At 42.5% G+C, this 2151-nt stretch carries 2 protein-coding genes; both read right to left on the bottom strand.

The features are described 5' to 3' along the window. Positions 1–113: 113 nt before the first annotated feature. Positions 114–653, bottom strand: a complete 540-nt coding sequence (gene istB, locus CLHUN_RS21410) for an IS21-like element helper ATPase IstB (protein ID WP_242656591.1) — start codon at positions 651–653, stop codon at positions 114–116. Between the two features lie 282 nt (positions 654–935). Then, on the bottom strand, positions 936–2063 hold the full coding sequence (istA, locus tag CLHUN_RS21405; protein WP_242656590.1) for an IS21 family transposase: 1128 nt from the start codon (positions 2061–2063) through the stop codon (positions 936–938). Positions 2064–2151: the final 88 nt, after the last annotated feature.

Raw genomic sequence — 2151 nt, 5'->3', positions numbered from 1 at the left:
TGTCAAGAACATTTCTAAAATCCCCTAAAACAACGGTAGAAAATTCCCCAATTAATCCGCAGAAGTTGATTCAAATCTGTTGGGATCATAGAAACCAGCTTTTTTCTTTTCCTTTACTCTGTAGCTATCCCCTTTATGTTGATGGTAGTGGAGTGGTGCAGAAGCCGGTCAAGTATTGCCGTGGCAACAATGTTGTCGCTGAATACATCACCCCATTCACCATAGGACTTATTGGAAGTCAAGATGATTGAGCCCTTTTCGTACCGGCTAGAAACGATTTGGAAAAAGTAGTGTGCCGTCTCATTATCCATTGCCGCATAGCCTACTTCATCAATGATCAGAATGCCCGGCTTACAGAGTGTCTTGATTTTTCGATGGATCCGCCCTGATGCAATATTCTCTTTAATCATTGCAATCAGCTCATGGGCACTCAGAAAATATGCGGTAAACCCATTTTTGATTGCTTCCACGGCAAGTCCCACTGCCAGATGCGTTTTACCAACACCAGGCGGCCCAAGCAACACAACATTTTCGGCACGGGATACGAATCCTAATGTTCTGAGCTCATTTGTTTTTCTGGCATTAGCACTCGGCTGAAATTCGAAGTCAAATTGATCCAGTGTTTTCACATATGGCAATTTTGCCAGTTTCATATTTGCCTTGGTGGCTCTGTCACGCTTAGCTTCAATCTCAGCCCCAATACTCTAGGAACTCCAGATACGATATACTACCCTTAGAAGCTTCTTCTGCGTAGTGATCATAAACAGCATCCATATGTACTAGCCCAAGGATTTCACAGGCTTGATGCAAACGCTCATGGATCATTGTGTCACCTCGCATATCAGCGAATCATAGACCTGCAAAGGTCTTTGATACACTTTGGGAGATTGTTCTGGAACCAGAATAGGTGCTGTGGCGGCAACTTTTCTCTGTGGCTATGCGGATAGTCCTTCAAAGTGTTTTTTATTGCGCTGAAAATGATGCTTGCACGAAAGCTTCACATGCGATGTTATGCAGTTTCCAAGCTCATCATATATTTCTAGATATCCGTTTTTCAGATCTCGAATCCCAACACGCTGGCCAACGAAACGATAAGGCACAGAGTAGTAATTTGTTTCATAGCATACGGTGCAGTCATTCATCACTTTTCTGGATTGTAGATCAGTAAGTACGAATACTTCCGTATTCACGGGCTTTAAAATTTCACGCTTAAAAGCTTCCGCTGGAACTTCGTGAATGGTCTGATGCAGGCGGACATTGCAGATAGTGTCCAGCCACAATCTCACAGCTTCGTTCAATTGTGCCAGGCTATTTACAGTACGGATTCTCGGCCAAAAGTTCTTGCGTAAATATTTGACGCCATTTTCAACCTTGCCTTTAGTTCTAGGGTGATATGGCCGACATCTTAATGTGCTGAAGTTCTGATGTCTGGCGAACCGTAGGAACTTTTCGTTCCATTTGTTTGAGCTGGTTTGATGGCTGTGTTTGACGACAGTTTTCATATTGTCATAAAGTATGGTTTCAGGTACGCCACCAAAGAAGGCAAATGCTCGTTCATGGCAGCCAATCAAAGTATCGATGCGCTCATTCTCCGTAAACTCTACATATTGTTTTCTGGAGTGTCCCATTATCATAATGAAGGCATGAATCTTAATGAAGGTACCATCTTCTTTTTTCAGATTGAATTCGCCCCAATCAACCTGGGCTTGCTTGCCCGGAGGGGTTTCAAAACGTATGGATGCCTTTCCACGTGCTTGTTCTCGATATGGCTTCATAAAATCACGAAGAATCGTTAACTTTCCTTGATAGCCCATCGCTTTTATTTCATCAAAGATGATGATTGAATTAACACACCCCTCACGCATTCGCTCTATGATGTAGGTTTTGTAATTGTCAAGCTTACTTTCTTGCGTGGGTTTTCTGTGATAAGTGGGTAACTGATTGCAGTTTAGCCACTTGCTTACGGTTTTTCGGTCCAGATCCAATGTTTCTGCGATCTGGGTGATATTCATTCCTTTGCTTTTTAAATCTCTGATCATGAAAAATTCCTCACTTTGTATCATTGCTGCGTCTCCTCCCAAAGAGAAGACTACGTTTTTTGTGGGGATTTTTCAACCGTTTATTAAGGGTATTTTAGCACCGATTCTTACA

It is taken from the genome of Ruminiclostridium hungatei, from assembly GCF_002051585.1.
GTDB lineage: Bacteria > Bacillota > Clostridia > Acetivibrionales > DSM-1351 > Ruminiclostridium > Ruminiclostridium hungatei.
Note: the sequence above shows the minus strand (reverse complement) of the source record. Positions and strands in the feature narration are given on the sequence as shown.